Annotated in this window: 17 protein-coding genes and 2 pseudogenes; 8 read left to right on the top strand and 11 right to left on the bottom strand. The window is 73.2% G+C overall.

Translation table 11 applies throughout. The annotated features are described in order from the left end of the window. Window positions 1–79: 79 nt before the first annotated feature. Together ABD481_RS47545 and ABD481_RS47540 are read left to right on the top strand one after the other, a co-directional pair. Window positions 80–568, top strand: a pseudogene (locus ABD481_RS47545) (cupin domain-containing protein); the annotation flags it as partial. Window positions 569–760: 192 nt separating this feature from the next. After that, a pseudogene (locus ABD481_RS47540) lies at window positions 761–1,111 on the top strand (helix-turn-helix transcriptional regulator); the annotation flags it as partial. A 277-nt stretch (window positions 1,112–1,388) separates the two neighbouring features. Here the strand turns inward: ABD481_RS47540 and ABD481_RS36630 are convergent. Continuing rightward, window positions 1,389–2,582: an ROK family transcriptional regulator gene (locus tag ABD481_RS36630; RefSeq protein WP_344670451.1), complete on the bottom strand. Its 1,194-nt coding sequence runs from the start codon at window positions 2,580–2,582 to the stop codon at window positions 1,389–1,391. 293 nt (window positions 2,583–2,875) lie between these two features. On the opposite strand from ABD481_RS36630, the gene ABD481_RS36625 reads away from it, so the two are divergent. Together ABD481_RS36625 and ABD481_RS36620 are read left to right on the top strand one after the other, a co-directional pair. Then, window positions 2,876–4,480 (top strand): carbohydrate binding domain-containing protein, encoded by a 1,605-nt coding sequence (locus ABD481_RS36625; protein WP_344670450.1) that lies wholly within the window; start codon window positions 2,876–2,878, stop codon window positions 4,478–4,480. Window positions 4,481–4,616: 136 nt separating this feature from the next. Continuing rightward, on the top strand, window positions 4,617–5,099 hold the full coding sequence (locus ABD481_RS36620; RefSeq protein WP_344670449.1) for a phosphohydrolase: 483 nt from the start codon (window positions 4,617–4,619) through the stop codon (window positions 5,097–5,099). 3 nt (window positions 5,100–5,102) lie between these two features. Here the strand turns inward: ABD481_RS36620 and ABD481_RS36615 are convergent, their stop codons facing one another. Beyond that, window positions 5,103–6,308 carry a (Fe-S)-binding protein gene (locus tag ABD481_RS36615; protein WP_344670448.1) on the bottom strand — a complete coding sequence of 402 codons (1,206 nt, stop codon included), beginning with the start codon at window positions 6,306–6,308 and terminating at the stop codon, window positions 5,103–5,105. Beyond that, window positions 6,305–7,693, bottom strand: a complete 1,389-nt coding sequence (locus tag ABD481_RS36610) for an FAD-binding oxidoreductase (protein WP_344670447.1) — start codon at window positions 7,691–7,693, stop codon at window positions 6,305–6,307. Before ABD481_RS36610 ends, ABD481_RS36615 begins: the two co-directional genes overlap by 4 nt. Window positions 7,694–7,801: 108 nt before the next feature. Here ABD481_RS36610 and ABD481_RS36605 point away from each other — a divergent pair, with 108 nt between their 5' ends. Then, window positions 7,802–8,623 (top strand): alpha/beta fold hydrolase, encoded by an 822-nt coding sequence (locus ABD481_RS36605; RefSeq protein ID WP_344670446.1) that lies wholly within the window; start codon window positions 7,802–7,804, stop codon window positions 8,621–8,623. Between the two features lie 55 nt (window positions 8,624–8,678). Here the strand turns inward: ABD481_RS36605 and ABD481_RS36600 are convergent, their stop codons facing one another. From ABD481_RS36600 to lpdA, 3 genes are all read right to left on the bottom strand, one after another. Further along, window positions 8,679–11,045 (bottom strand): putative bifunctional diguanylate cyclase/phosphodiesterase, encoded by a 2,367-nt coding sequence (locus ABD481_RS36600; RefSeq protein ID WP_344670445.1) that lies wholly within the window; start codon window positions 11,043–11,045, stop codon window positions 8,679–8,681. Window positions 11,046–11,070: 25 nt separating this feature from the next. Then, window positions 11,071–11,208, bottom strand: coding sequence for a hypothetical protein (locus tag ABD481_RS36595; RefSeq protein ID WP_344670444.1), 138 nt, complete (start codon window positions 11,206–11,208; stop codon window positions 11,071–11,073). A 103-nt stretch (window positions 11,209–11,311) separates the two neighbouring features. After that, the gene (lpdA, locus tag ABD481_RS36590) at window positions 11,312–12,715 is read right to left on the bottom strand and encodes a dihydrolipoyl dehydrogenase (RefSeq protein WP_344670443.1); all 1,404 of its coding nucleotides are present in this window, start codon (window positions 12,713–12,715) and stop codon (window positions 11,312–11,314) included. A gap of 243 nt (window positions 12,716–12,958) precedes the next feature. Here lpdA and ABD481_RS36585 point away from each other — a divergent pair, with 243 nt between their 5' ends. Both ABD481_RS36585 and ABD481_RS36580 read left to right on the top strand, forming a co-directional pair. Continuing rightward, window positions 12,959–13,594: an alpha/beta hydrolase family protein gene (locus tag ABD481_RS36585; protein WP_344670442.1), complete on the top strand. Its 636-nt coding sequence runs from the start codon at window positions 12,959–12,961 to the stop codon at window positions 13,592–13,594. Window positions 13,595–13,615: 21 nt separating this feature from the next. Then, entirely contained in the window at window positions 13,616–14,314 is a 699-nt protein-coding gene (locus ABD481_RS36580) for an HAD family hydrolase (protein WP_344670441.1), read from the top strand. Here the strand turns inward: ABD481_RS36580 and ABD481_RS36575 are convergent. From ABD481_RS36575 to ABD481_RS36560, 4 genes are all read right to left on the bottom strand, one after another. Beyond that, window positions 14,301–16,556, bottom strand: a complete 2,256-nt coding sequence (locus ABD481_RS36575; RefSeq protein WP_344670440.1) for a (Fe-S)-binding protein — start codon at window positions 16,554–16,556, stop codon at window positions 14,301–14,303. The two genes, ABD481_RS36580 and ABD481_RS36575, sit on opposite strands and share 14 nt — an antisense overlap. Before the next feature lie 172 nt (window positions 16,557–16,728). Continuing rightward, on the bottom strand, window positions 16,729–17,769 hold the full coding sequence (locus tag ABD481_RS36570) for an electron transfer flavoprotein subunit alpha/FixB family protein (protein ID WP_344670439.1): 1,041 nt from the start codon (window positions 17,767–17,769) through the stop codon (window positions 16,729–16,731). Window positions 17,770–17,829: 60 nt separating this feature from the next. Further along, complete coding sequence (locus ABD481_RS36565; protein ID WP_344670438.1) at window positions 17,830–18,609, bottom strand: electron transfer flavoprotein subunit beta/FixA family protein; 780 nt, start codon at window positions 18,607–18,609, stop codon at window positions 17,830–17,832. A 114-nt stretch (window positions 18,610–18,723) separates the two neighbouring features. Further along, window positions 18,724–19,059 carry a heavy-metal-associated domain-containing protein gene (locus ABD481_RS36560; RefSeq protein ID WP_344670437.1) on the bottom strand — a complete coding sequence of 112 codons (336 nt, stop codon included), beginning with the start codon at window positions 19,057–19,059 and terminating at the stop codon, window positions 18,724–18,726. Between the two features lie 208 nt (window positions 19,060–19,267). On the opposite strand from ABD481_RS36560, the gene ABD481_RS36555 reads away from it, so the two are divergent. After that, window positions 19,268–20,329 carry a lactonase family protein gene (locus ABD481_RS36555; protein ID WP_344670436.1) on the top strand — a complete coding sequence of 354 codons (1,062 nt, stop codon included), beginning with the start codon at window positions 19,268–19,270 and terminating at the stop codon, window positions 20,327–20,329. Between the two features lie 222 nt (window positions 20,330–20,551). On the opposite strand, the gene ABD481_RS36550 is transcribed toward ABD481_RS36555, so the two are convergent. Continuing rightward, the gene (locus tag ABD481_RS36550; protein ID WP_344670435.1) at window positions 20,552–21,592 is read right to left on the bottom strand and encodes an NAD-dependent epimerase/dehydratase family protein; all 1,041 of its coding nucleotides are present in this window, start codon (window positions 21,590–21,592) and stop codon (window positions 20,552–20,554) included. Window positions 21,593–21,731: the final 139 nt, after the last annotated feature.

Here is a 21,731-nt window from a genome sequence, read left to right as displayed (position 1 = left end):
GCGGCAGCTCCGGATGATGAATGTCGTCGAATCCTGAAAACATGTCCAAGCGTCCGGACCGAGGGTTACCATCCCCACCATGGACGTCCTCACCGACGCGCTGGCCGCCATGCGCGTCGGCCACACCCGCTCGGCCCGCACCGAAGTCCGGGCGCCGTGGGGCCTGCGCTTCCCGGCGGTCGGCGGGACGACGTTCCACGCCCTCCTCCGCGGAAGCTGCTGGATCCTCCCGCCCGACGGCGATCCGGTGCCGATGGAGCCCGGCGACGTGGTGTTCCTGCGGCACGGCAGCACCGTCTCGCTGGCCGACGACCCGGCGAGCCCGCTGCGGGACTTCCGGCCGGGCCGGTGGCGGCCGGGCCAGCTGATCGGGCGGGTGGACGTGGACGGTCCGGGCGAGCGGTCGCTGCTCATCTGCGGCGCGTACCAGCTCGGCCGGAGCCGTCCGCATCCGCTGCTGGCCGCGCTGCCGGAGGTGCTGCACCTGCGGGCCGGCGAAGGCCCCGGGCTGGCCGCGACCGTCGCGCTGCTCGGCGAGGAGCTGGAGCAGGGCCGGCCGGGTCAGGACGGCGTGGTGCCGGCGCTGGTCGACGCGATGCTGCTGCTGATCCTGCGGGCCTGGATCGATCGCGGGGCGGCCGAGCCGGGGGCCGGGAACGGGCCCGGGGCCGGGAACGGGCCCGGGGCCGGGAACGGGCCCGGGGCCGGGAACGGGCCCGGGGCCGGGAACAGGAATGGGAACGGGCCCGGGGCCGGATCGGCGGCGGGCTGGCCCGGCGCGCTCACGGACGCGGCGGTCGGAAGCGCCCTGCTGGGCCTGCACGAGGACCCGGCGCGCGCATGGACCGTCGCGGAGCTCGGGGCGCGGGCCGGGCTGAGCCGCTCGGCGTTCGCGCAGCGGTTCACGGCGCTGGTCGGCGAGCCGCCGCTGGCCTACCTGACGTGGTGGCGCATGACGCTGGCCGGGCGGCTGCTGCGCGAGTCCGACGCGCCGTTGAGCGCGGTGGCCCAGCGTGTGGGCTATTCCTCGGAGTTCGCGTTCGCGAAAGCGTTCAAGCGGGAGTACGGAATCGCGCCGGGACGGTACCGGCGGGAGCCGGAGTCCGTATGACCTCTATATGAGGTCTGTATGAGCTCCGTATAAGAGGACACCTTTATTACCCGGCAGAGGCCGGAAACCCAGCGCCGCCCCCGGCTCAGGATGCGGGGGCGGCGCTGTCGGTCGCCGCTCCGGCTCAGGATTTCGGAGCGGCGGCCCCGGCGTCGCCCCGGCTCAGGATTTCGGGGCGGCTCCGGTGTGTCGCCCCGGCTCAGGATTTCGGGGCGGCACGGTCTCGGGCGGCCGGCGGGCCGCGCTGCGGGTGGTCGGGTGGTCAGGGTGCCGGCCGTCAGGCCGCCGGGACATCACCGGCCTCGTCGGCGCCCGCGGGCATCGTGATGACGACTCCGAGCTCCTGTCGGATGGCATGGGCCGCGGCGCCGAACACGAGACTGTGGGTACCCAGAGTTGAGGAACGTAGTACCAGCTGTTCGAATCCGGACATCACCCGCAGCGCGAGCAGGTCGTTGACGGCGCGCATCAGCGGCGGTCCCAGCGGGTCGGCGGCGATCGGGCCGCCGAGGATGAACTCGGTGGCGTCCAGGGTGCCGGCCAGCGTGGACAGCAGCCGGGCGATCTCCTTGGCCGCGCGCCCGACCCGCTCGGTGAGGGCCCGGGAGTCCTGGTCGTCGCCGCCGGCCAGGTAGGCGGCCACGGCCTGGTCGGTCGCGTCGCCCCGGATCGTGGGCTGCGCGGCGACCGTCTCCAGGCAGCCGATCAGGCCGCAGTGACAGCGCAGCGAGGTGCCGATGTCGATGTGGCCGATCTCGCCGCTGCGGAACGCGCCGCCGTGGTAGAGGCGGCCGTCCAGGACGATGCCGGCGCCGATGCCGGTCCCGATCCAGAGCACCACCACGGTGTTGACGCTGTCGGTGGACAGCGCCACCTCGGACAGCGCCACCGCGTTGGCGTCGTTGACGACGTGCACCGGCAGGCCCTCGCAGAGCTCGGAGAGCTCGTGGCCCAGCGAGACCATGTGCCAGCCGTAATTGACCGCCGCGCGGATCACGCCGTCGTCGCCGACGATGCCCGGCACCGCGACCCCGACGCCGGTGACCCGGCCCCGGACCGGCTCGGCCATCCGGTGCACCATCCCGGCCACCGAGTGCAGCGCGGGCGCGTCCAGCGGGCGCGACACGGTCTCGGTGGCCTCGCGGTGGCCGTTCAGGGTGAAGCGGCTGGCGGTGATCCGCTCGTTGGCGACCTGCACGCCGATGAACCGGTGGTGGGCGTCGTCCAGGTCCAGCAGCACCCGCGGCTTGCCGACCGGCTGCGCCTCGCGCCCGGCCTCGCGCACCAGCCGCCGCTCGATCAGGTCCGCGACGATCTCCGACACCGTCGCCGTGGGCAGCCCGGTCTCCCGGATCACGTCGGTGCGCGAGAACCGGCCACCGCCCGCCGCGACGCACTGGAGCACCAGCACGTCGTTGCGCGCCCGAAGAGAACTCTTTGTCCCCTTCTGGGTGAACCGGAGCTGCGTCACCGCCGCCCCCCTTCTTGCATCGTTCATCGATGAAACATCGCGGGAACTGTAGGGCGGCCGGACTAACGCGGTCAAGGGGACATGCCGCACATCGCGGGGACCAGCACCGACGCGAGGCCCTCGATGAGACGGCGGGCCCGCGGCAGATCCACTTCGCCCGAACAATCGGAGACCGATGAATGGGCGGGAGTGAAGCAAGGCAATGAATTGGTCTAGTCCCTTGACGCGGCCATTGGTCTAGTCCACGCTCCTGGCAGCGGGGTCGCTTGGACATCGATCGATGAGGAGACCTGATGGTCACCAGCACACCACCCGGGCAGTCCCGCCGGATAGCGGCGGGCGCCCTGTCCGCGCTCGCCGCCGGGGCCCTGGCCACCGCCGGCATCGCCCTGGCCGCCACCGGCGCCAGCGCCGCGGACGCGAATCTGGTCTCGAACCCGGGCTTCGAGACCGGCACCCTGGCCGGCTGGACCTGCACCGCCGGCAGCGGATCGGTGGTCGGCAGTCCGGTCCACTCCGGCACCCACGCCCTGGCCGCCGCCGCGACGTCCTCCGACGACGCCCAGTGCACGCAGACCATCAGCGTGCAGCCGAGCTCGTCCTACACGCTGTCGGCCTGGGTCCAGGGCAACTACGTCTACCTGGGCGCGACCGGGACCGGCACCACCGATCCCAGCACCTGGAGCACCAACGGCGCCTGGAACCAGCTCACGACGTCCTTCACCACCGGGGCGTCCACCAAGAGCGTCACCATCTACACCCACGGCTGGTACGGACAGGGCACGTACTACGCCGACGACGTCAGCCTGACCGGCCCGGCCGGCGGCGGCTCCTCCAGCAGCCCGCCCACCACGCCGAGCACCTCCTCCCCCAGCACGTCGCCGACGACGCCCCGGACCTCGCCCTCGACGTCCCCCTCCACGTCGCCGTCGACCTCGCCGTCGACCTCACCGTCCACGTCGCCGTCCACCTCCCCCTCGACCAGCCCGCCCCCGAACAACGGCGCCTACGCCCACCCGGCCTACTTCATGCCGCTGGAGAACAGCCCGCAGACGATGGCCGCCATCGTGGCCGCCGGCGAGAACCAGCTCAACCTGGCGTTCGTCCTGGACTCCGGCGGCTGCACGCCGGCCTGGGGCGGCCTGAGCACCAGCACCGTCGCCGCCGACACCACCGTGCTGGCCGACGTCAACGCCATCCGCGCCGTCGGCGGCGACGTGGCAGTGTCCTTCGGCGGATACAACGGCAACGAGCTCGGCTCCACCTGCGGCAGCGCCTCCGCGCTGGCCGCCGCCTACCAGCAGGTGGTCAACAAGTACCAGCTGAAGCACGTCGACTTCGACTACGAGAACACCGCGCTGGACAGCAACACCGCGGTCCGCTTCGGCGCCATCAAGATCCTGGAGGCCAACAACCCCACCCTGAAGGTCTCCCTCACGATCCCGATGACCACCATCGGCTTCCCGGGCTCGGGCACCGACGAGATCAAGCAGGCAGTGGCGAACGGCGCCCGCCTGGACGTCATCAACATCATGGACTTCGACACCGGCCTGACCGCCGGCACCGAGGTGGCCCAGACCGAGACCATCGCCAACGACGCGATCGCCCAGCTCCAGACCATCTACGGCTGGACCGCCGCGCAGGCCTGGTCGCACCTCGGCCTGCAGATCATGAACGGCCACACCGACCAGCCCTCGGAGCTGTTCACGCAGAGCGACTTCACGGCCCTGCTGAACTTCGCCAAGGCCAACCACCCGGCGTGGTTCGCCTACTGGTCGGTGAACCGGGACCGGGCCTGCGACCCGAGCGTCCCGCACAACTGGGCCGACGGCACCTGCTCCAGCGTGGCGCAGAACCCGTGGGACTTCACGAAGATCCTGGTGCAGTACAACGGGTGACCCGGCGGGCATGACCCCCTGAATCCCCGCGCTGGAGCGGCAGCGGGGACGAGCGGGCGCCGAGGACCGGGGAGGTCCGCGGCGCCCGCGTCCGTGCGCACCCCCATTAGTACCCTGAGTTGGCTACCCTGGCCGGATGACCACCGCAGCCTGGGTAGCCGCGATAGCCCTCGCCGACCCGGTTCCGCCGCTGCCGGCCCTCCGCCCGCTCCCCCGGCCCGCGGCGGCCGTCCTGGAAGCGGTCGCGGCCCCGCCCCGCCTGGTCGCCCACCTGCGAGCGGTCCACGACGTCGCCGCCGAACTCGTCGCCTGGACCGCGACCCGCCCGGTCCCCCTGGGCCTGGACGAGGACGCCGTCCTCTTCGGCGCCGCGACCCACGCCGCTTTCGACGACGCCACCGGCCTGGAGGACCTCCTGGTGAGCCTCGCCGACGCGGTGTGGAAGGGCAAACGCCGGACCGACCTCGAAGACCTCGTCGTCGCCCGCCTCGCGGCCGCGAGCGGCCGGCCGGTCTGGGACGAGTTCCTCGAACTCGACGACGTCCTCACCCGGATCGCCGACGAGGCTGACGGCCGCCTGGCCTTCCAGATGGCCTATCCGCTCACTGCGAAGCCCTGAGGGTCAACGCCCGCGCACGAAGTCGACGATGTGCACAGCCTTGGTCCGGCACTTGGACTTGCGCAGCCCGGTCTGGAGCTGGCGCAGACACCCCGGATTGACGGCGATCACGAGATCCAGGTCGGCGGCCTCGATCTCCGCGATCTTCTTCGCCAGGATCGCCTTGCTCTCCTTCTTGCGGACCAGCGCGTACGTGCCCGCCGCGCCGCAACAGGACCCTGCCGAAGGCAGCTCGACGTAGGTCGCCGCGCGGCCGAGCAGCTCGCGCGGCTCCCTCCACACCCCGAGGCCGTTGCGCAGGTGGCAGCTGTCCTGGAGGCCGACCCGCAGCGGACGCTGTTCCAGCTCGGCGTTCTTCACCAGCCACTCCGAAGCCTCGACGACCCGCTCCCGGCCGATCACGTCGGCCAGGTGCGCCGCGCAGCCTCCGCTGGTGGTGACGATCATGCCGGGGAGCCGCTCGCCGAGCTCGCGCGCCAGGTCCCGGCCCTTCTCAAGCTCGCCGTTGTGCGCGTGGAGCGCGCCGCAGCAGCCCTGGTCCGGATCGACCGCGAGGTCCGGGTCCAGCGCGGCCAGGCTGCGGCTGACCGACGGGAACAGCGCCCGCTCGAAGCACCCGAGCATCAGAGTGCGCTGTCCGGACGCCCCGGCTCCTGCTCCGGCCCCGGTGTCTGCTCCGGGCCCGGTCTCTGCTCCGGCCCTGGTCTCTGCTCCGGCTCCGGGCCCTGCTCCGAGTCTGACTCCGACTCCGGCTCCAGCTCCGACTGCCGCCCCGCTCGCGGGAACGCGCGTCCGCTTACGCGCGCTGCGCCGCACCGTGCCGAGAATCCGCAGCACCCACTTGCGATTCGCGACCAGGAGCAGCGGCCGGACGATCCACGGCCGCCCGCGGCCGCGCCACTGCTCGTCGCGCCATTCCTCCAGCAGGTGTCCGTACTGGACCCCGGCCGGGCACACGGTCTCGCAGGCCCGACACCCCAGGCAGAGCGAGGACTCCTCGGCCAGCGTGTCGTCGTCCGGGGCCAGGTCCCCGGTCTCCAGCAGCCGCATCAGCGTGATCCGGCCGCGCGGTGAGGACTGCTCCTGTCCGGTCATCGCATAGGTCGGACACGCCGGAAGACAGAACCCGCAGGAGATGCAGGCGTCGAGCAGGTCCTTGCTGAACACCCCGCGGCCGGCCGGCCCGCGCGGCGAAGGCTCCTCGGTCATGACCCCAGCTTCCCGGGGTTGAGCAGACCGAGCGGGTCGAACGCGCTCTTGATCCGGCGCAGCAGCGCCATCTGCTCCGGCCCCAATCGGTGTTCCAGGTACGGCAGTTTCGCCGCCCCCACGCCGTGCTCGCCGGTGATCGTACCGCCAAGATCCACCGCGCGGCGGAAGATCTCGTCGAAGGCGGCCATCGCGGCGTCGGTCTGGGCCGGGTCGTCGCCGTCCACCACGGCGGTGGGGTGCAGGTTGCCGTCGCCGGCGTGGCCGAACGTGCCGATGCGGACGCCGTGCCGCTCGGCGGCGCCGGCGACGAACGCGACCATCTCGGCCAGCTTGGGCCGGGGCACGGTGACGTCCTCCAGGATCGTCATACTGCCGCTGCGAGCCAGCGCCGGCAGGTTGCAGCGGCGGGCCGCGAGCAGGTCCTCGGCGGCGGCCACGGACTCGGCCAGCTCGATATGCGTCGCGCGCTTGCCGCAGACCTCGGCCATCCGGGCCAGCGAGCGGTCGACCGCGTCCGGTTCGCCGTCGTCGCCGAACAGCAGCAGCGCCCCGGCGTCGCGGCGCAGGCCCAGCCGGGCGAAGTCCTCGACGGCGGCGATGCAGACGGTGTCCATGAACTCCAGCGTCGCCGGGGCCGGACCGTTGGCGACGATGTCGCGCACCGCCTCGGAGGCGTCGGCCATGGTCTCGAAGTAGGCGACGCCGTAGCGCGCCGCCGCCGGGTTCGGGACCAGGGCCATGGTGATCTCGGTGAGCACCGCGAGCGTGCCCTCGGAGCCGACCAGCAGGCGGGTCAAGTCGTAGCCGGCGACGTCCTTCACCAGGCGGCCGCCGGTGCGGATCACCTCGCCGTCGGGAAGCACCGCCTCCAGGCCCAGCACATACTGCCTGGTTACCCCGTATTTCAGCCCTCGCAGACCCCCGGCGCAGGTCGCCACATTGCCGCCGACCGTGGAAGCCTCCTTGCTGCCCGGGTCCGGCACATAGATCAGGCCTTCGGCGGCGGCCGCGCGGTTCAACGCCCCGGCGGTCACCCCGGGCTGGCAGACCGCCAGCATCTCGTCGCGGCTGACCTCCTTCAGCTCGGTCATCCGCGTCGTGGACAGCACGATGCCGCCGGACAGCGGCACCGTCGCCGCGCACAGGTTCGTGCCGGCGCCGCGAGTGGTCACCGGAAGCCGGTGCTTCGTCGCGATCCGCAGCACGCCGGACACCTCCTCGGTGGTCACCGGCTGCACGACGACGTCCGGCGCACGCCGGAACAGCGGGGTGGCGTCCCGGCCGTAGGCGGCGAGCGCTCCGGGCTCGGTGAGCACGCGGTCCCCGAGAAGGGCCTTGAGATCGGCTGCGGCGGCGGTCGGGAGGGGCACGGCGGTCGGCATGGGCCCCAGCCTTCCAGACCGATCAAAGCGATGGTCGTCCAGGAGTGGGTAGCCTGATCGGCGCGACGGTGGGAGCGATGGCGTGAGCTGGGAAGAGGTGGCGGCGGAGTGAACGTCGAAGCGGGCAAGGCGGTCGCCGCCGACGGCACCGTGATCGCTCATCAGAGCGCGGGCCGCGGCGCGCCGTTGGTGCTGCTGGCCGGGCAGTCGAACAACCATCACTGGTGGGATGGCGCGCGCGGCGACTTCGAGGACGCCGGATACCGGACGACCACCCTCGACTGGCGCGGGGTCGGCGGCTCCGACAAGCCCGACGAGCCGTACACCACGCGGGGGTTCGCGGCCGACGTCGTCGCCGTGCTCGATGATCTGGGTATTGCCAGAGCCCATGTCTACGGCACCTCGATGGGCGGCCGGGTCGCGCAGTGGCTCGCCGCCGACTTCCCGGACCGGGTCGGCGCGCTGGTGCTGGGCTGCACGTCGCCGGGCGGCCCGCACGCGGTCGAGCGGGACAAGGGCATCCGCCGGACGCTCGCCCAGGCCGATCGCGAGGCCGCGGAGCGGTTCCTGCTGGAGCTGATGTACACGCCGGAGTGGCTGGCCGCGCACCAGGGCCCGTACTTCGTGCTCGGCGATCCCGAGATGCCGGCGTTCGCGCGCGCCCGGCATCTCGCGGCCAGCGGCAAGCACGACGCGTGGGACGCGCTGCCGGCCATCGCGGCCCCGACGCTGGTGGTCCACGGCACCGACGACGTGTTCAATCCGGCCGCGAACGCGCCGCTGATCGCCGACCGCGTCCCCGGAGCGCGCATGATGCTCATCGAGGGTGCGCGGCACGCCTACTTCGACGAGTTCCGCGCGGTGGCCGGGTCGGCGGTGCTGGAGTTCCTGGCCGGGGCGCCTGAGCCGGGCCGCCCCGCCGGCCGCTGACGGTGGGCGACCGCTCCGCTACTACACGGTTTGTTCGAACCCTTAGTCGAGCGCTTTATCCTGGCTCGGAGTCGTCCGGTCCGTCCGTCGCGTGGACCACGGCCCGGCTGCGGGCCCGCACGAGCCGCTCCAGCACCCCCGGTATGTCGCACGCCGCCACCGGCCGCGAGTAGTGGAAGCCCTGCGCGTAGTCCACTCCGAGCGCGGCCAGACGCCGGGCCTGGTCGGCGGTCTCCACGCCCTCGGCGGTCACCGTCATACCGCTGGCGTGGGCCAGGGCCACCAGGCTGGTGATCACCGACTCGGCGAACCGGTCGCCCTCGGGATCGCCGAGGCCGGCCACGAACGAGGCGTCGATCTTCAGCGCGGTGGCGGGCAGGTGCCGCAGCCGCGCCAGGTTGGAGTAGCCGGTGCCGAAGTCGTCCACGGCTATGCCGATGCCGCGGTCGGCCAGGGTGCGCAGCGTGCCGGGGCCGGGCAGTCGCTCGTCCTCGGCGTCCATCAGGGCGGTCTCGGTGATCTCCAGGCACAGCCGGTCCGCCGGCAGGCCGCTGCCGGCCAGGGCCCGCTCCACGTCGCGGACCAGTCCGGCGTCGCGGACCTGGCGGACGGCGACGTTCACCGCGACCGCCGGGCCGTCCGGCCAGCCGGCGGCGTCCCGGACGGCCTGGTCCAGGACCCAGCGGCCGAGCTCGACGATCGCGCCGGTCTCCTCGGCGACCGGGACGAACTCGGCCGGCTTGAGCAGGCCGCGCTCCGGGTGGCGCCAGCGGACCAGGGCCTCGACGGCCGGCGGCCGGCCGCCGGCCAGCCCGACGATCGGCTGGTACTCCAGGAACATCTCGCCGGCGGCCAGGGCCGCCGGCAGCGCCTGCGCCAGGGCGTAGCGGTGCACCTCGCGGGCGTTGCGGTCCTCGTCGAACAGCGCGTAGTCGGCCTTGCCGGCGGACTTGGCCCAGTAGAGCGTGATGTCGGCGGCGCGCAGCAGCTCGGTGGCGGAGGCCGCGGCGGCCGGGCGCTCCACCAGGCCGGCGCTGGCGGTCACCGAGACGCTGTGGCCGTCCAGCACGATCGGGCGCCGCACCTCGGTCAGGATCCGCTCCAGCACCGGGAACACCGACTCCGGGCCGTGCGTGCGGCGGAACAGCACCACGAACTCGTCGCCGCCCATCCGGGCCACCACGTGGCGGCGCGGGTCGGTGGCGGCGGTGAGCCGGGCCGCCACCTCGGTGAGCAGCCGGTCGCCGGCGTGGTGGCCGAGGGTGTCGTTGACGCCCTTGAAGCCGTCCAGGTCCAGGAAGGCCAGGCCGAGGCGGTCCTCGGGGCCGGCCGAGCGCAGCAGCTCGGCGACCGCGTCCAGCAGCCGGACCCGGTTCGGCAGGCCGGTCAGGGCGTCGTGGGTGGCCTGGTGCCGCAGCTGGTCGGTGGCCAGCCGCCGGGCGGTGACGTCCTCGTGCAGCCCGATCAGCAGCGCCACCTCGCCGTCGTCGTCGCGCACCGCGGTGGTGCGCACGTGCGTCCACACCTCGCCGCCGTCGGCCCGCCGGATCCGGGTGTCGGACTCGGTCTCCACCGCGCGCCCGGCCAGCAGGGCGTCGTAGCCGCGCCAGTACTCGGCCGGGTCGGCGGGGTCGATCAGGTTCCTGATCGGGCGGCCGCGCGCGGTGTAGCCGTCGACGCCGAGCATCTCGGCCAGCGCCGGGTTCACCTCCAGCACCTGGCCGTGCCGGTCGGTGATGACGATGCCGAGCGCGGCGTTGCTGAACACGGTGCGGAACCGCGCCTCGCCGGCCCGGTAGGCGGTGAGCACCGCCTCGTGGATCGAGGCCTGTTCGGCGCGGGTGCGCTCGCGCAGTCCCTCGGCGAAGGCGGCGGCCAGGCCGGCGCGCAGGGCGCTGCGGGTGGCCGGGTGCAGGAACGGCGGGAAGTGGTGGTCCAGCACCTCGACGGTGACGGCGACGCAGGCGCCCTGGAAGCAGTGCGCGTCGATCAGCGCCTTGGCCGCCCGTTCGCCGAGCTCGCGGGCCGGCTCCGGGTCGTCCGGGACCGCCACCAGCTGCTCGGCCAGCGGGCGCACCACGCACAGCGCCTGGTCGTAGCCGAGCGGGGAGGCCGCGGCGGCGGACAGGCCGGTGGCCCAGGCGTGGGCCAGCGTGGCGGCGGGGCCGGACCCGGAGCGGGAGGGGTGCGGGTCGGTGCCGGTATCGATGTCGGTGTCAGTGTCGCTGCCGGTATCAGTACCGGTGCCGGTGTGGTCGCCGGGGCCGAGTACGGATCCGTGGTCGGGCTCGGGCAACGGTTCGGGGCCGTGGTGGCGCTGCGCGGCTATTCGCGGCCGCCATAACTCCGCCTCGCCGGTGCCGGAAAGACCGGACACGGGCTCGGCGCCGCCGATCCCGACCTCAGCGCTGTGCGTCGTCACGTCGTGCCGCCTCTCGCGACGCTCATCAGCCGGCCACGCCGGGCTGCACTGCCACGGTGGCGTAGGAAGCGTATCGTCCGGGGTCAACACCCGCCGCCGCGACCGGTTCGGAGAACGGCGGCGTCGGGGCCTTCGGCTGGGCCTTCATGGGGCGGGCCTTCATGGGGCGGGCCTTCCGCGTTCGAGGCACCCCGGGGTGAGGCGCGCCTGCGGCGTGCCGGCCCGCCGGGCGCCCGCCCGGCGAGCGAACACGTCAACATACTGATCTACATGTTAATCATGTGTCCGGCAAGCCCGTGCACGGCTTCCTTGACCGCTTCGCCCAGGGTGGGATGCGCGTGGATGTTGCGGGCCACCTCATGGACGGTGAGGTCCCACTGCTGCGCCAGGGTCAATTCCGGCAGAAGCTCAGTAACCTCAGGGCCGATCAGGTGCGCGCCGAGCAGCTCGCCGTACTTGGCGTCGCTGATCACCTTCACGAAGCCGACCGCGTCGCCCAGGCCCGCGGCCTTGCCGTTGGCGCTGAACGGGAACTTGGCGGTCTTGACGTCGAAGCCCTCCAGGCGGGCCTGCTCCTCGGTCCAGCCGAAGCTGGCGATCTGCGGCTGGCAGTAGGTGGCGCGCGGCACCATGACGAAGTCGATCTCCATCGTCTCCACCCCGCCGATGGTCTCGGCGGCGATCACGCCCTGGGTCTCGGCCACGTGCGCGAGCATCACCTTGGCGGTGACGTCGCCGATGGCGAAGATGTGCGGGACGTTGGTGCGGCCGCGGCCGTCCACCGCGATCGCGCCGCGCTCGGTGAGCGCCACCCCGGTCTTGTCCAGGCCGTAGCCGTCGACGTTGGGCGCGAAGCCGATGGCCTGCAGCACCTTGTCGGCCTCCAGCACCTGCTGGGCGCCGTCCTTGCCGGTGACCGTGACCCGCACCTTCGGGCCCGAGTCGTCGATGGCCTCCACCCGGGTGCCGGTGAGCACGTCGACCCCGAGCTTGCGGTACTGGCGGGCCAGCTCCTTGGAGACCTCGGCGTCCTCCAGCGGCACCATGCGGTCGAGGAACTCGACGATGGTGACCTTCACGCCGTAGCTGTTGAGCACGTAGGCGAACTCCACGCCGATGGCCCCGGCGCCGGCGATCACGATGCTGCCCGGCAGCTCGGAGCTGAGGATCTGCTCCTCGTAGGTGACCACGCGCTCGGACAGCGAGGTGCCGGGCAGCAGCCGGGTGCGGGTCCCGGTGGCGATGATGCAGTGGTCGAAGGTGACGGTCTCGGTGGAGCCGTCGGACTTGGCGACGCTGAGCGTCCGCTGGTCCAGGAAGGTGCCGCGGCCGTCGTACTCGGTGATGGCGTTCTTCTTCATCAGGTAGTGGACGCCCTTGACCCGGCCGTCCGCGACCTGGCGGCTGCGCTGGAACGCGGCCCCGTAGTCGAAGGTGATCGGACCGTTCGAGGAGATCCCGAACGTCTTCGCCTCATGGGTGATGGTGTGGGCCAGTTCGGCATTGCGCAGCAGCGCCTTGGACGGGATGCACCCGACGTTCAAGCAGACGCCGCCCCAGTAGCGCTCCTCCACGACCGCCACGCGCTTGCCCAGCTGCGCGGCGCGCACCGCCGCGGTGTACCCGCCGGGGCCGGCGCCCAGGACGACGACATCGAAATGCGTGCTCATGGCTCCGACTCTAACCGTCGGGCCCAGTGGCACGCCTGGTGGACGGTGGAGGAGCGGGTCTCAACGAGCGAGCGCCGCCGGATCGGGGTAGGGTCCCGCGCTCCGCGGCAGGTCACAGCGCGGTGCGCCGGCCGGGCCGAGCGGCTCGGGGCCGGGACTCCCGCCGAGCGGGTCCGAGACGGCCCAGCGCGGGCGCGCGCGTCCGCCGGGCCCGGGGCGCGCCCGGCCGTTACCCTCGCTTGCGTGCAGGAGCTGATCACCACCCCGGCCGGCGACGCGCGGATCACCCGCTTCCCGGCCCCGGCCCGCAAACGGCGCGCGGTGCTGGCACTCGGCCACGGCGCGGGCGGCGGCATCGCGGCGCCGGACCTCCAGGTGCTGGCCGCGACGCTGCCCGGCCGCGGGATCGACGTGGTGCTGGTCGAGCAGCCGTGGGTGGTCGCGGGCAAGAAGCTCGCCCCGGCGCCGAAGACCCTGGACGCCGGGTGGCTGCCGGTCGCCGCGGCGGTGCGCACGGCCGCGCGCAAGAAGCCGTTCCTGGTCGGCGGGCGCAGCGCCGGGGCGCGGGTGGCGTGCCGGACCGGGGCCGCGACCGGGGCGGCGGGCGTGGTGGCGCTGGCGTTCCCGCTGCACCCGCCGGGCCGGCCGGAGAAGTCGCGGGCCGAGGAGCTCCTGGGCACCGGCCTGCCGACGCTGGTCGTGCAGGGCGCCACCGACCCGTTCGGGACGCCCGGGGAGTTCCCGGAACTGCCCGGAACGCATCGCTTGGACGCATTGCCCGCGGGAGACCACAGCTTCACCGCGAAGAAGACCGAGGAGCCGGTGCTGGACGCCTTGGCCGACGCGGTCACGCAGTGGATCGACGAGCTGTTGCGGTAAGGAGTCAACTACAGTCGAGCCATGGACCATCCCCGTGCGATGCTATTCGACTTCTCGGGCACCTTGATGCGGATCGAACCGGCGGAGCGGTGGGTGCGAGCCGTCACCGACGCGGCCGGACTGGACCTGACCGACGCCGACGTCGCGCACCAGGCGGGCCGGCTGATCGAGGCCGGGGCCTGGTACGGCGCCTACCCGACCCGCATCCCCGAGCACCTGGCCGCCATCTACGAGACCCGCGACCTGGACGAGCCGCACCACCGGGCCTGCTACACCGGCCTGATCCGGGAGTCCGGCTGGCCCTGGGAGGAGCTGGTCGAGCCGCTGTACGAGCGGAGCAACAGCGCCGAGGCCTGGCTGCCGTACCCGGACGCGGTGGAGACGCTGCGCGAGGCCAAGGACCGCGGGCTGGCGACCGCGGTGATCAGCAACATCTCCTTCGACATCCGGCCGCACCTGAAGCACGCCGGGCTGCTGGACCTGCTGGACGCGGTGGTGCTCAGCTTCGAGGTCGGGCTGATCAAGCCGGACCCGGCGATCTTCCAGCTGGCCTGCGACGAGCTGGGCGTGGACCCGGCGTCGGCCGTCATGGTCGGCGACCACGCGGCCGACGGCGGCGGGTCCGCGCTGGGCATCCGGACCTGGTTCGTCGACCTGGTCGCGGTCGAGGAGCGGCCGGACGCCCTGATCAGCGTGCTGCGCGAGGTCACGGCTTCGTAGCGTCGTCGGTGGTGGCTTCGGTGGTGGCTTCGGTGGGGGCGGTGGTGGCAGTGGCGGCGGTGGGGGCGGCGGCGTCACCTCCGGCGCCACCGGCGGTCGGCGCCGGCACCCCGGTGCCCGGCGCGGGCCGCCGCACCGACCGGAGCAGCACCTCCGACACGTCCGCCACCCGCACCGACTCGTCGGCCCGGCCCTGCTGCTTGCGGGTGGCCACGCCGTCGGTCAGCATCACGATGCAGTAGGGGCAGGCGGCGGTCACCAGCTCCGGCGACGTGCCGAGCGCCTCGTCGGTGCGGGTCTCGTTGATCCGCGTGCCGATCGTCTCCTCCATCCACATCCGCGCGCCGCCGGCCCCGCAGCAGAACGACTTCTCGCGGTTGCGCGGCATCTCGTTCAGCTTCACGCCCGGCACCGCGCCGAGGATGTCGCGCGGGGCGTCGAAGACCCGGTTGTGCCGGCCCAGGTAGCAGGGGTCGTGGTAGGTGACCGCGACGTCGACCTCGCCGGCCGGCCTGATCCGGCCGTCCTTGATCAGCCGGGCCAGCAGCTCGGTGTGGTGCACGACCTCGTAGTGGCCGCCGAGCTGCGGGTACTCGTTGGCCAGGGTGTTGAAGCAGTGCGCGCAGGTGACCACGATCTTCTTGGCGCCGGCGGAGTTGAGCGTCTCCACGTTCTGCGTCGCCAGCTCGTGGAACAGGAACTCCTGGCCCAGGCGGCGGGCGGCGTCGCCGGTGCAGGTCTCGCCCGAGCCCAGGATCATGAACTCGACCCCGGCCTCGTGCAGCAGTTCGGCGACGTTGCGGGAGGTCTTCTTGGCGTTGTCGTCCAGCGAGCCGGCGCAGCCGACCCAGAACAGGTACTCGACGTCGTCGGGGAGCCGGTCCTCCCCGTTCGCGCCGAGGACCCGGACCTCGAACGGCAGGCCGGCGGTCCACTCCAGGCGGGCCTTGGCGCCGCGGCCCCACGGGTCGCCGTTCTTCTCCAGGTTGCGCAGCATGGTGCCGGCCTCGCGCGGGAACTCGGCCTCGATCAGCACCTGGTAGCGGCGCAGGTCGACGATGTGGTCGACGTGCTCGATGTCCACCGGGCACTGCTCGACGCAGGCGCCGCAGGTGACGCAGGACCACAGCACGTCCGGGTCGATGACACCGTTGACGTCGGCGCCGCCGACCAGCGGCCGCTGCGCCTCCTTGAAGACGTCGACCGCGCTCGCCTCCAGCGCGGCCTTCTCCTCGTCGCTGCCGGCCAGCAGGTACGGCGCCTTGGCCAGCGCGTGGTCGCGCAGGCTCATGATCAGCAGCTTCGGGCTCAGCGGCTTCTCGGTGTTCCAGGCCGGGCATTGCGACTGGCAGCGTCCGCACTCGGTGCAGGTGGCGAAGTCGAGCAGGCCCTTCCAGGTGAAGTCCTCGATGACACCGCGGCCGATCTTGTCGTCCTCGCCGGGATCCTCGAAGTCGACCTTCTGGCCGCCGGAGTACACCGGCAGCAGCGCGCCCAGCCCGCGCGGGCGGCGGGAGAAGGCGACGTTGAACGGCGCGAGGAAGATGTGCAGGTGCTTGGAGTGCACGACCAGCACCAGGAAGCTCAGCACGACGCCGAGCGAGCCGAGCACGCCGACGGTCTCGAAGACGTCGTTGGCGGTCCGGCCGGCGCCGTGCAGCACGTGGCCGGCGGCCTGGCTGGCGAAGGCGCCGTGCGGGAACGGGAAGTTGCCGGTGTTGATCTGGGCGCCGCGGTAGAGCAGCAGCGTCCACATCACGTTGAAGATCATGAACAGCACGAACCAGGCCGCGGTGGTGTGGGAGCCGAAGAACCGGGACTTGCGGCCCGCCTTCTCCGGGTCCTGCCGCAGCCGGATGGCGGCGAAGCCGGCCAGGCCGGCCAGCACCGCGCAGATGAAGAAGTCCTCCAGGAAGCCCAGCCAAGCGGCGGTGCCGATGAACGGTATGTGGAAGTCGCGGTCGAACAGGGCGCCGAAGCCCTCGACGATGGTGGCGCCGAGGACGACGAAGCCCCAGAACACGGCGAAGTGCGCCAGGCCCGGCCCGGACCAGCGCAGGAGTTTGCGCTGGCCGAGGACCTCGGTGACGACCGCCCAGAGGCGCACGCCCGGCCGGTCCGCGCGGCCCGGCTCCGCCGGCTGCATCGTGCGGCCCAGGCGATAGAGCATCAGCACCCGGCGTCCGGCCAACGCGAACGCCGTGAGCGTGATCGCCGCGCCGATGATGAGTCGTACGGCCACGTGGGCCTCCGTTCTGTCGGTGGTGGGACGGTCGGGCCGGCTGAGCTGAGCTTGAGCGGTCGGGGCTGGCTGGAGCGGTCGGGTCGGGCTGGAGCGGTCGGGTCGGGCTGGAGCGGTCGGGTCGGGCTGGAGCGGTCGGGCTGGAGCGGTCGGGGCGTGCGGGGCTGGGCGGTCAGGCCTCGCGGCGTCGTTCGCGGGCCCGGATCTCGGCCAGCAGCGCGGGCAGGATCTCCCGCACGTCGCCGACCACGCCGAGGTCGGCCATCCCGAAGATCGGGGCGCCCGGGTCGTCGCCGATCGCGACCACGGTCTTCGCCCCCTGCATCCCGGCCCGGTGCCGCACCGACCCGGAGATGCCGCAGGCCAGGTACAGCCGGGGCTGCACGGTCTTGCCGGTCGGCCCCACCCGCGCCTCCGACGGCACCCACCCCAGCTCGGCGGCGGTGTGCGTGCCGGCCACGGCGGCCCCGAGGGCCTCGGCCACCTCGGCCAGCACGGCGAACGCGGCCCGCGAGCCGATGCCCCGGCCGCCGGCCACGACGATGTCGGCCTGGTCGAGCGCGGGCGGCGCGGACCAGGTGCGGGGCGCCGCGACGATCCGCGGGGACGCCGTCGGCACCGGCTCGACCTCGGCCAGCCGCACCACCGGCACAGCCGGACGCGGCTCGGGCGCCGCCGCCTCGGGCCGGACGGTGATCACCGGCACGCCGCGCACCACGCTGGACTCCACCAGGTAGGAGCCGGCCAGGCAGCGCTGGATCGCGACCGGGCCGCCGTCCGGGCCGGGCAGCACGTCGACGGCGTCGGTGATGATGCCGGAGTCCAGGCGGACGGCCAGGCGGGCGGCGGTCTCCTGGCCGCGGTGCGTGGCCGGGATCAGGATCGCCGCCGGGTCCAGCCGGGCGGCCAGGTGCTGGAGCAGATCGACGTCGCCGACCCGCGCCGGGCCGGGCGCCGGGCGCCAGATCTCGGTGGCGCCGTACCTCCCCAGGGTGTCGATCAGGGCGGGATCGAGGGCGGGATCGAGGACGGGGTCGGGGGCGGCCCCGTCGTGGGATGCGCCGTCGTGCGCGGGGTCGTCCTGCGCGGGGTCGACCCCGAGCACCGCGACCGGCTCGCCGAGCCGCCGGGCCAGGGTCAGCAGCGCGCATGCCGAGCGCCGCACCGTACCGTCGCGCGCGTCGCGTTCGACGAGCGTCAACACTTTCGCCATCGGGCCTCCTTGCCACGATGTCCGGTAGTGCGGGAGAAGTTCTCAGGAGCGCCGGGGCGCTCAAAGGAACTGGCGTTCCGCCAAGAAGTCGGCGATGCGGGTGGCCGCGGATCGCGGATCGTCCCCGGTCACGGTGGCCGGGCGCGGGTGGTGGCGGGTGACGCGGCGGACGGCGGTGGCGGCCGCGGCCAGGCCCACGTGGGCGGCGTCGACCCCGAGATCGGCCAGGGTCCAGGTCCGGACCAGCTTGTGGCGGGCCTCGGCGACGGCTTCGAAGCGGGGGTAGCGGGGTTCGCCGCCGCGGTCGGTGACCGACAGCACGGCGGGCATGGCGGCGGTGAGGTCCTCGACGGTGGTGCCGTCGTCGCGCCGGGCGTGGACCTCGTCCTCCTCGGTGTGCAGCCGGTCGCAGCGGCACAGCGCCGGGACCGCGAGGCGTTCGGCGAGCATCGTCGGGACCACGGACATGGCGCCGTCGGCCGAGGCCGTGCCGCACAGCACCAGGTCGAAGCCGAGGCGGCGGCAGGCGGCGGCGAGCACCAGGGAGGTGGCCGGGGCGTCGCAGCCGTGCAGCGCGTCGTCGAGCACGTGCACGCCCTCGTCGGCGCCCAGCGCCAGCGCCGAGCGCAGCGCGGCCACCGCGCCGGCCGGCCCCATGGTCAGGGCCGTCACCTGCACGTCCAGGCGCCGCGCGGCGATCCGCAGCGCCTGCTCCACGGCGTACTCGTCGCCGTCCTGCAGGCGGCAGCGCACCGCCGACCGGTCCACGGTCAGGTCCTGCGCGTAGCCCACCTCCCCGACGGCCTGCGGGACGTGCTTGGTCAAAACGACGATCTTCATCCCACACCTCGCAACTGAGGCGGGAGTGTAGAGCCCTGATGACGAGACGAACAGCCCTCTGATGAACGCCGCAGGCCCCGCCCGCGTCGCGGGTGGGGCCTGCGGGGGTCGGACTCAGTGCACGAGCGTGTAGCCGGCCTCGTCGACGGCGGCCTCGACGTCCTTGTCGGCCAGCGGCGCGGCACTGGTGACGGTGACCTTCCCGGAGGCCAGCTCGACGTCGACCTTGGTGACGCCGGCCAGGGCGCTCACCTCCTCGGTCACCGACTTCACGCAGTGGCCGCAGGTCATCCCGGAGACGGTGTAGACGGCGATGGTCGTGTTCTCGGACACGGTGGCCTCCTTCGGCTCGACGGACTCGGCGGACGTGGCGGACTCGGCAGACGGGGTGCAGCAGGAACAGGAAGCGGCGGCGGCCACGTCGTTGTCGATCACAGTCAGCTCGATCATGCCGTTTACTATACCCCCCTAGGGTATTTGCTCCGGAGGGAGGGGCTGTGATCTCCCTCACAGCCCCTCCCTCGGATCCGGCCCGCCAGGATCAGCCCGGAAATAGCTTCCGGCGCAGCATCGATACCGACTTCCGGTATCGGGAAGCCGGACCCCAAAGCAGCCCTCCAGTGAGACGGACCCCGGTGTTTGGGTGAGAATACGGACCATGGTCGACTCTGCGAATTCGTATCTTCTGGTCGGCGGCTACGGCGCGGGCGTGCACTGCCTGCGCTGCGACGCCGACGGCGCCCTGTCCCCGGTGTCCGTCGTGGACATCGCCGACCCGTCCTTCGTCGTCCACGACGACGCGCGCGGGGTGCTGACGGCGGTGGTGGAGCAGCAGCCGGAGGGACGGGTCGCCTCGGCGCGGTTCACGGTCGCCGAGGGTGGGTCGGACGTGCGGGACAAGACGGCCAGCGGCGGCGCCGATCCGTGCCACCTGGCGCTGCACCCGGACGGCACGACGCTGTTCGTCGCGAACTACACCTCCGGCTCGGTGGCGGTGTTCCCGCTGGACGAGCAGGGCCGGGTGAGCGGGTCCGAGCCGGCGCAGCTCATCCGGCACAGCGGGTCCGGGCCGCGCACCGACCGGCAGGAGGGCCCGCACGCGCACCAGGTGGTGGTCACCCCGTCCGGGCGCTGGGTGCTGTCGGTCGACCTGGGCACCGACTCGGTGTACGTGTACGAGTACGACGCCGCCGCCGGGCGGCTGGCCCAGCACGGCGTCATCGCGGTGCCGCCCGGCTCCGGGCCCCGGCACCTGGCCTTCCACGGCTCGGGCCGGTACTTCTACCTGATCAACGAGCTGGCCGGCACGGTCCTGGTGTGCTCGTGGGACGAGGCCGGGGGCATCGGCAAGGCCGGGGCCGCCGTCGACTCCCGGGCGGCCGCCGACCGCGAGCGCGGCGGCGAGTGCTGGTGCGCCGCGATCCGGGTGTCGGCCGACGACCGCTTCGTCTACACCGCCAACCGTGTCGACGACACGATCGCGGTGTTCGCGGTGCTGGAGGACGGCGCCGGGCTGGAGCCGGTCGAGGTGGTGCCGGCCGGCGGCTCCTGGCCCCGGGACATCGTGCTGTCCCCGGACGGCGGCCTGCTGTTCAGCGCGAACCAGCGCTCGGACTCGATCACGGTGTTCCGGGTGGACGCCGGGACCGGGCGGCTGACGCCGGTCGGCGCGCCGTACCCGATCACCACGCCGTCGTCGGTGCTGCCGGTCTCCGGCTGAGTCCGGACCGCCGGCTGAGTTCGGACCGCCAGCACGGCGGCGCGGCGGCGGGCCGGGCGGGCCGGCGCGGCGGCGGGGACCGTGGCGATGGATGTGTCGCCATCGCCACGGTGCTCCCCTCCGACAGCGACAACCCGTCGGGCGGGCGGAAATCTTCCTGGTTCCTCGGGCCGCCCACTCCGTGGACGGTTCGACGTCCCGGCGGCATGGTCCGGAGAACCGTCAGCCCGCTGAGCCGCTCGCCTTCTCGGCGTCCCAGGCGGCCAGCACTTCCCGCTCCCGGTCCTGGTCCAGGCCGTGCGGCCGGTTCGGGCGGTAGGAGTGCCGCACCTTCCCGTCGTCGGCCGCCAGCCACGCCCAGGTGTCGGCCACCGTCTCACGGAGCGGACGGCAGCGCAGTCCGGCGGCCTCGGCGCGGGAGGTGTCGTTGTCCCAAGGCACGTCCTCCGGCGGGACCCATAGCGGCAGCTCGGTCCACATCGCCACGTTGTGCCGCGTCAGGAAGGCGCCGTCGACCCACTCCAGGCGGGCCGGGGAGCCGGTGGCGTCGATGCAGGACTGAAGGAGTTCCCCGTAGGTGGTGGCACTGGCCGGGGTGCCGGTGACCAAGTACGCGCCCCGCAGCCGCTGCTCGATCGCGCCCAGCGTGAACCGCGCGACGTCGCGCACGTCGATCGGCCGGACCTGATACGCCGGGTCGCCCGGGGCCAGCACCCGCTCGTCGCGGGCGCCGCCAGCGTCGGCGATGCGCAGCAGCAGCGTGGGGAGGCGGCCGACGTCCTCGTACGGGCCCAGCAGCAGTCCCAGGCGCAGGTGCAGCGTGCGGCCGGGGAAGTCGCGGTCCACGGCGCGCTCGCAGCCGGCTTTGAGGGCGCCGTAGTCGCCGTCGTCGGGGCCGGCGTCCGGCGGGCAGGCGTAGACCGGGCTGTCGTCGGCGAGCGGGCGCAGCGGCCAGTCGGTGAAGACCGAGCAGGTGGACATGAAGACGTAGACCGGGGAGCTGCCGGCCAGCGCGCGGGCCGAACGCCCGACGACCTGCGGGACATAGCCGCTGGTGTCGACGATCGCGTCCCAGGGCCCGTGCCCGGCAAGGCGCTCCAGGTCGGCCTCGGACTCCCGGTCGCCGCGTACCGCCGTGACGCCGGGGACGTCCGGGGCGGAGCGGCCACGGTTGAACACGGTGACCTCGTGGCCGGCCGCCAGGGCGGTCTCGGCCACGGCCCGGCCCAGGAAGCGGCTGCCGCCGACAATCAACAGTCTCATGGCTCCACCCTGGCAGCGGGGTGCGCGACCGGGCCAGCCGTTCTGCTGTCAGCGGATGCGGGCGGGCCGATTCGGACCCCGAGGCTGGGACCGCGCAAGACCGGGCCGCGCAGGACTCGGCCGCGCAAGACCCGGCCGC

The sequence above is a fragment of the Catenulispora yoronensis genome, assembly GCF_039531695.1.
Classification (GTDB): Bacteria; Actinomycetota; Actinomycetes; order Streptomycetales; family Catenulisporaceae; genus Catenulispora; species Catenulispora yoronensis.
The sequence above is the reverse complement of the archived record's forward strand: the minus strand, read 5'-3'. Positions and strand labels throughout refer to the sequence as shown.

Bases quoted from the DNA above. Each gene is read 5' to 3' on its own strand.
- ABD481_RS36615 (WP_344670448.1), bottom strand. From the start codon at position 6,308: ATGACCGAGGAGCCTTCGCCGCGCGGGCCGGCCGGCCGCGGGGTGTTC.
- ABD481_RS36625 (WP_344670450.1), top strand. From the start codon at position 2,876: ATGGTCACCAGCACACCACCCGGGCAGTCCCGCCGGATAGCGGCGGGC.
- ABD481_RS36610 (WP_344670447.1), bottom strand. From the start codon at position 7,693: ATGCCGACCGCCGTGCCCCTCCCGACCGCCGCCGCAGCCGATCTCAAG.
- ABD481_RS36565 (WP_344670438.1), bottom strand. From the start codon at position 18,609: ATGAAGATCGTCGTTTTGACCAAGCACGTCCCGCAGGCCGTCGGGGAG.
- ABD481_RS36560 (WP_344670437.1), bottom strand. From the start codon at position 19,059: ATGATCGAGCTGACTGTGATCGACAACGACGTGGCCGCCGCCGCTTCC.
- ABD481_RS36580 (WP_344670441.1), top strand. From the start codon at position 13,616: ATGGACCATCCCCGTGCGATGCTATTCGACTTCTCGGGCACCTTGATG.
- lpdA (WP_344670443.1), bottom strand. From the start codon at position 12,715: ATGAGCACGCATTTCGATGTCGTCGTCCTGGGCGCCGGCCCCGGCGGG.
- ABD481_RS36555 (WP_344670436.1), top strand. From the start codon at position 19,268: ATGGTCGACTCTGCGAATTCGTATCTTCTGGTCGGCGGCTACGGCGCG.
- ABD481_RS36595 (WP_344670444.1), bottom strand. From the start codon at position 11,208: ATGAAGGCCCGCCCCATGAAGGCCCAGCCGAAGGCCCCGACGCCGCCG.
- ABD481_RS36620 (WP_344670449.1), top strand. From the start codon at position 4,617: ATGACCACCGCAGCCTGGGTAGCCGCGATAGCCCTCGCCGACCCGGTT.
- ABD481_RS36570 (WP_344670439.1), bottom strand. From the start codon at position 17,769: ATGGCGAAAGTGTTGACGCTCGTCGAACGCGACGCGCGCGACGGTACG.
- ABD481_RS36550 (WP_344670435.1), bottom strand. From the start codon at position 21,592: ATGAGACTGTTGATTGTCGGCGGCAGCCGCTTCCTGGGCCGGGCCGTG.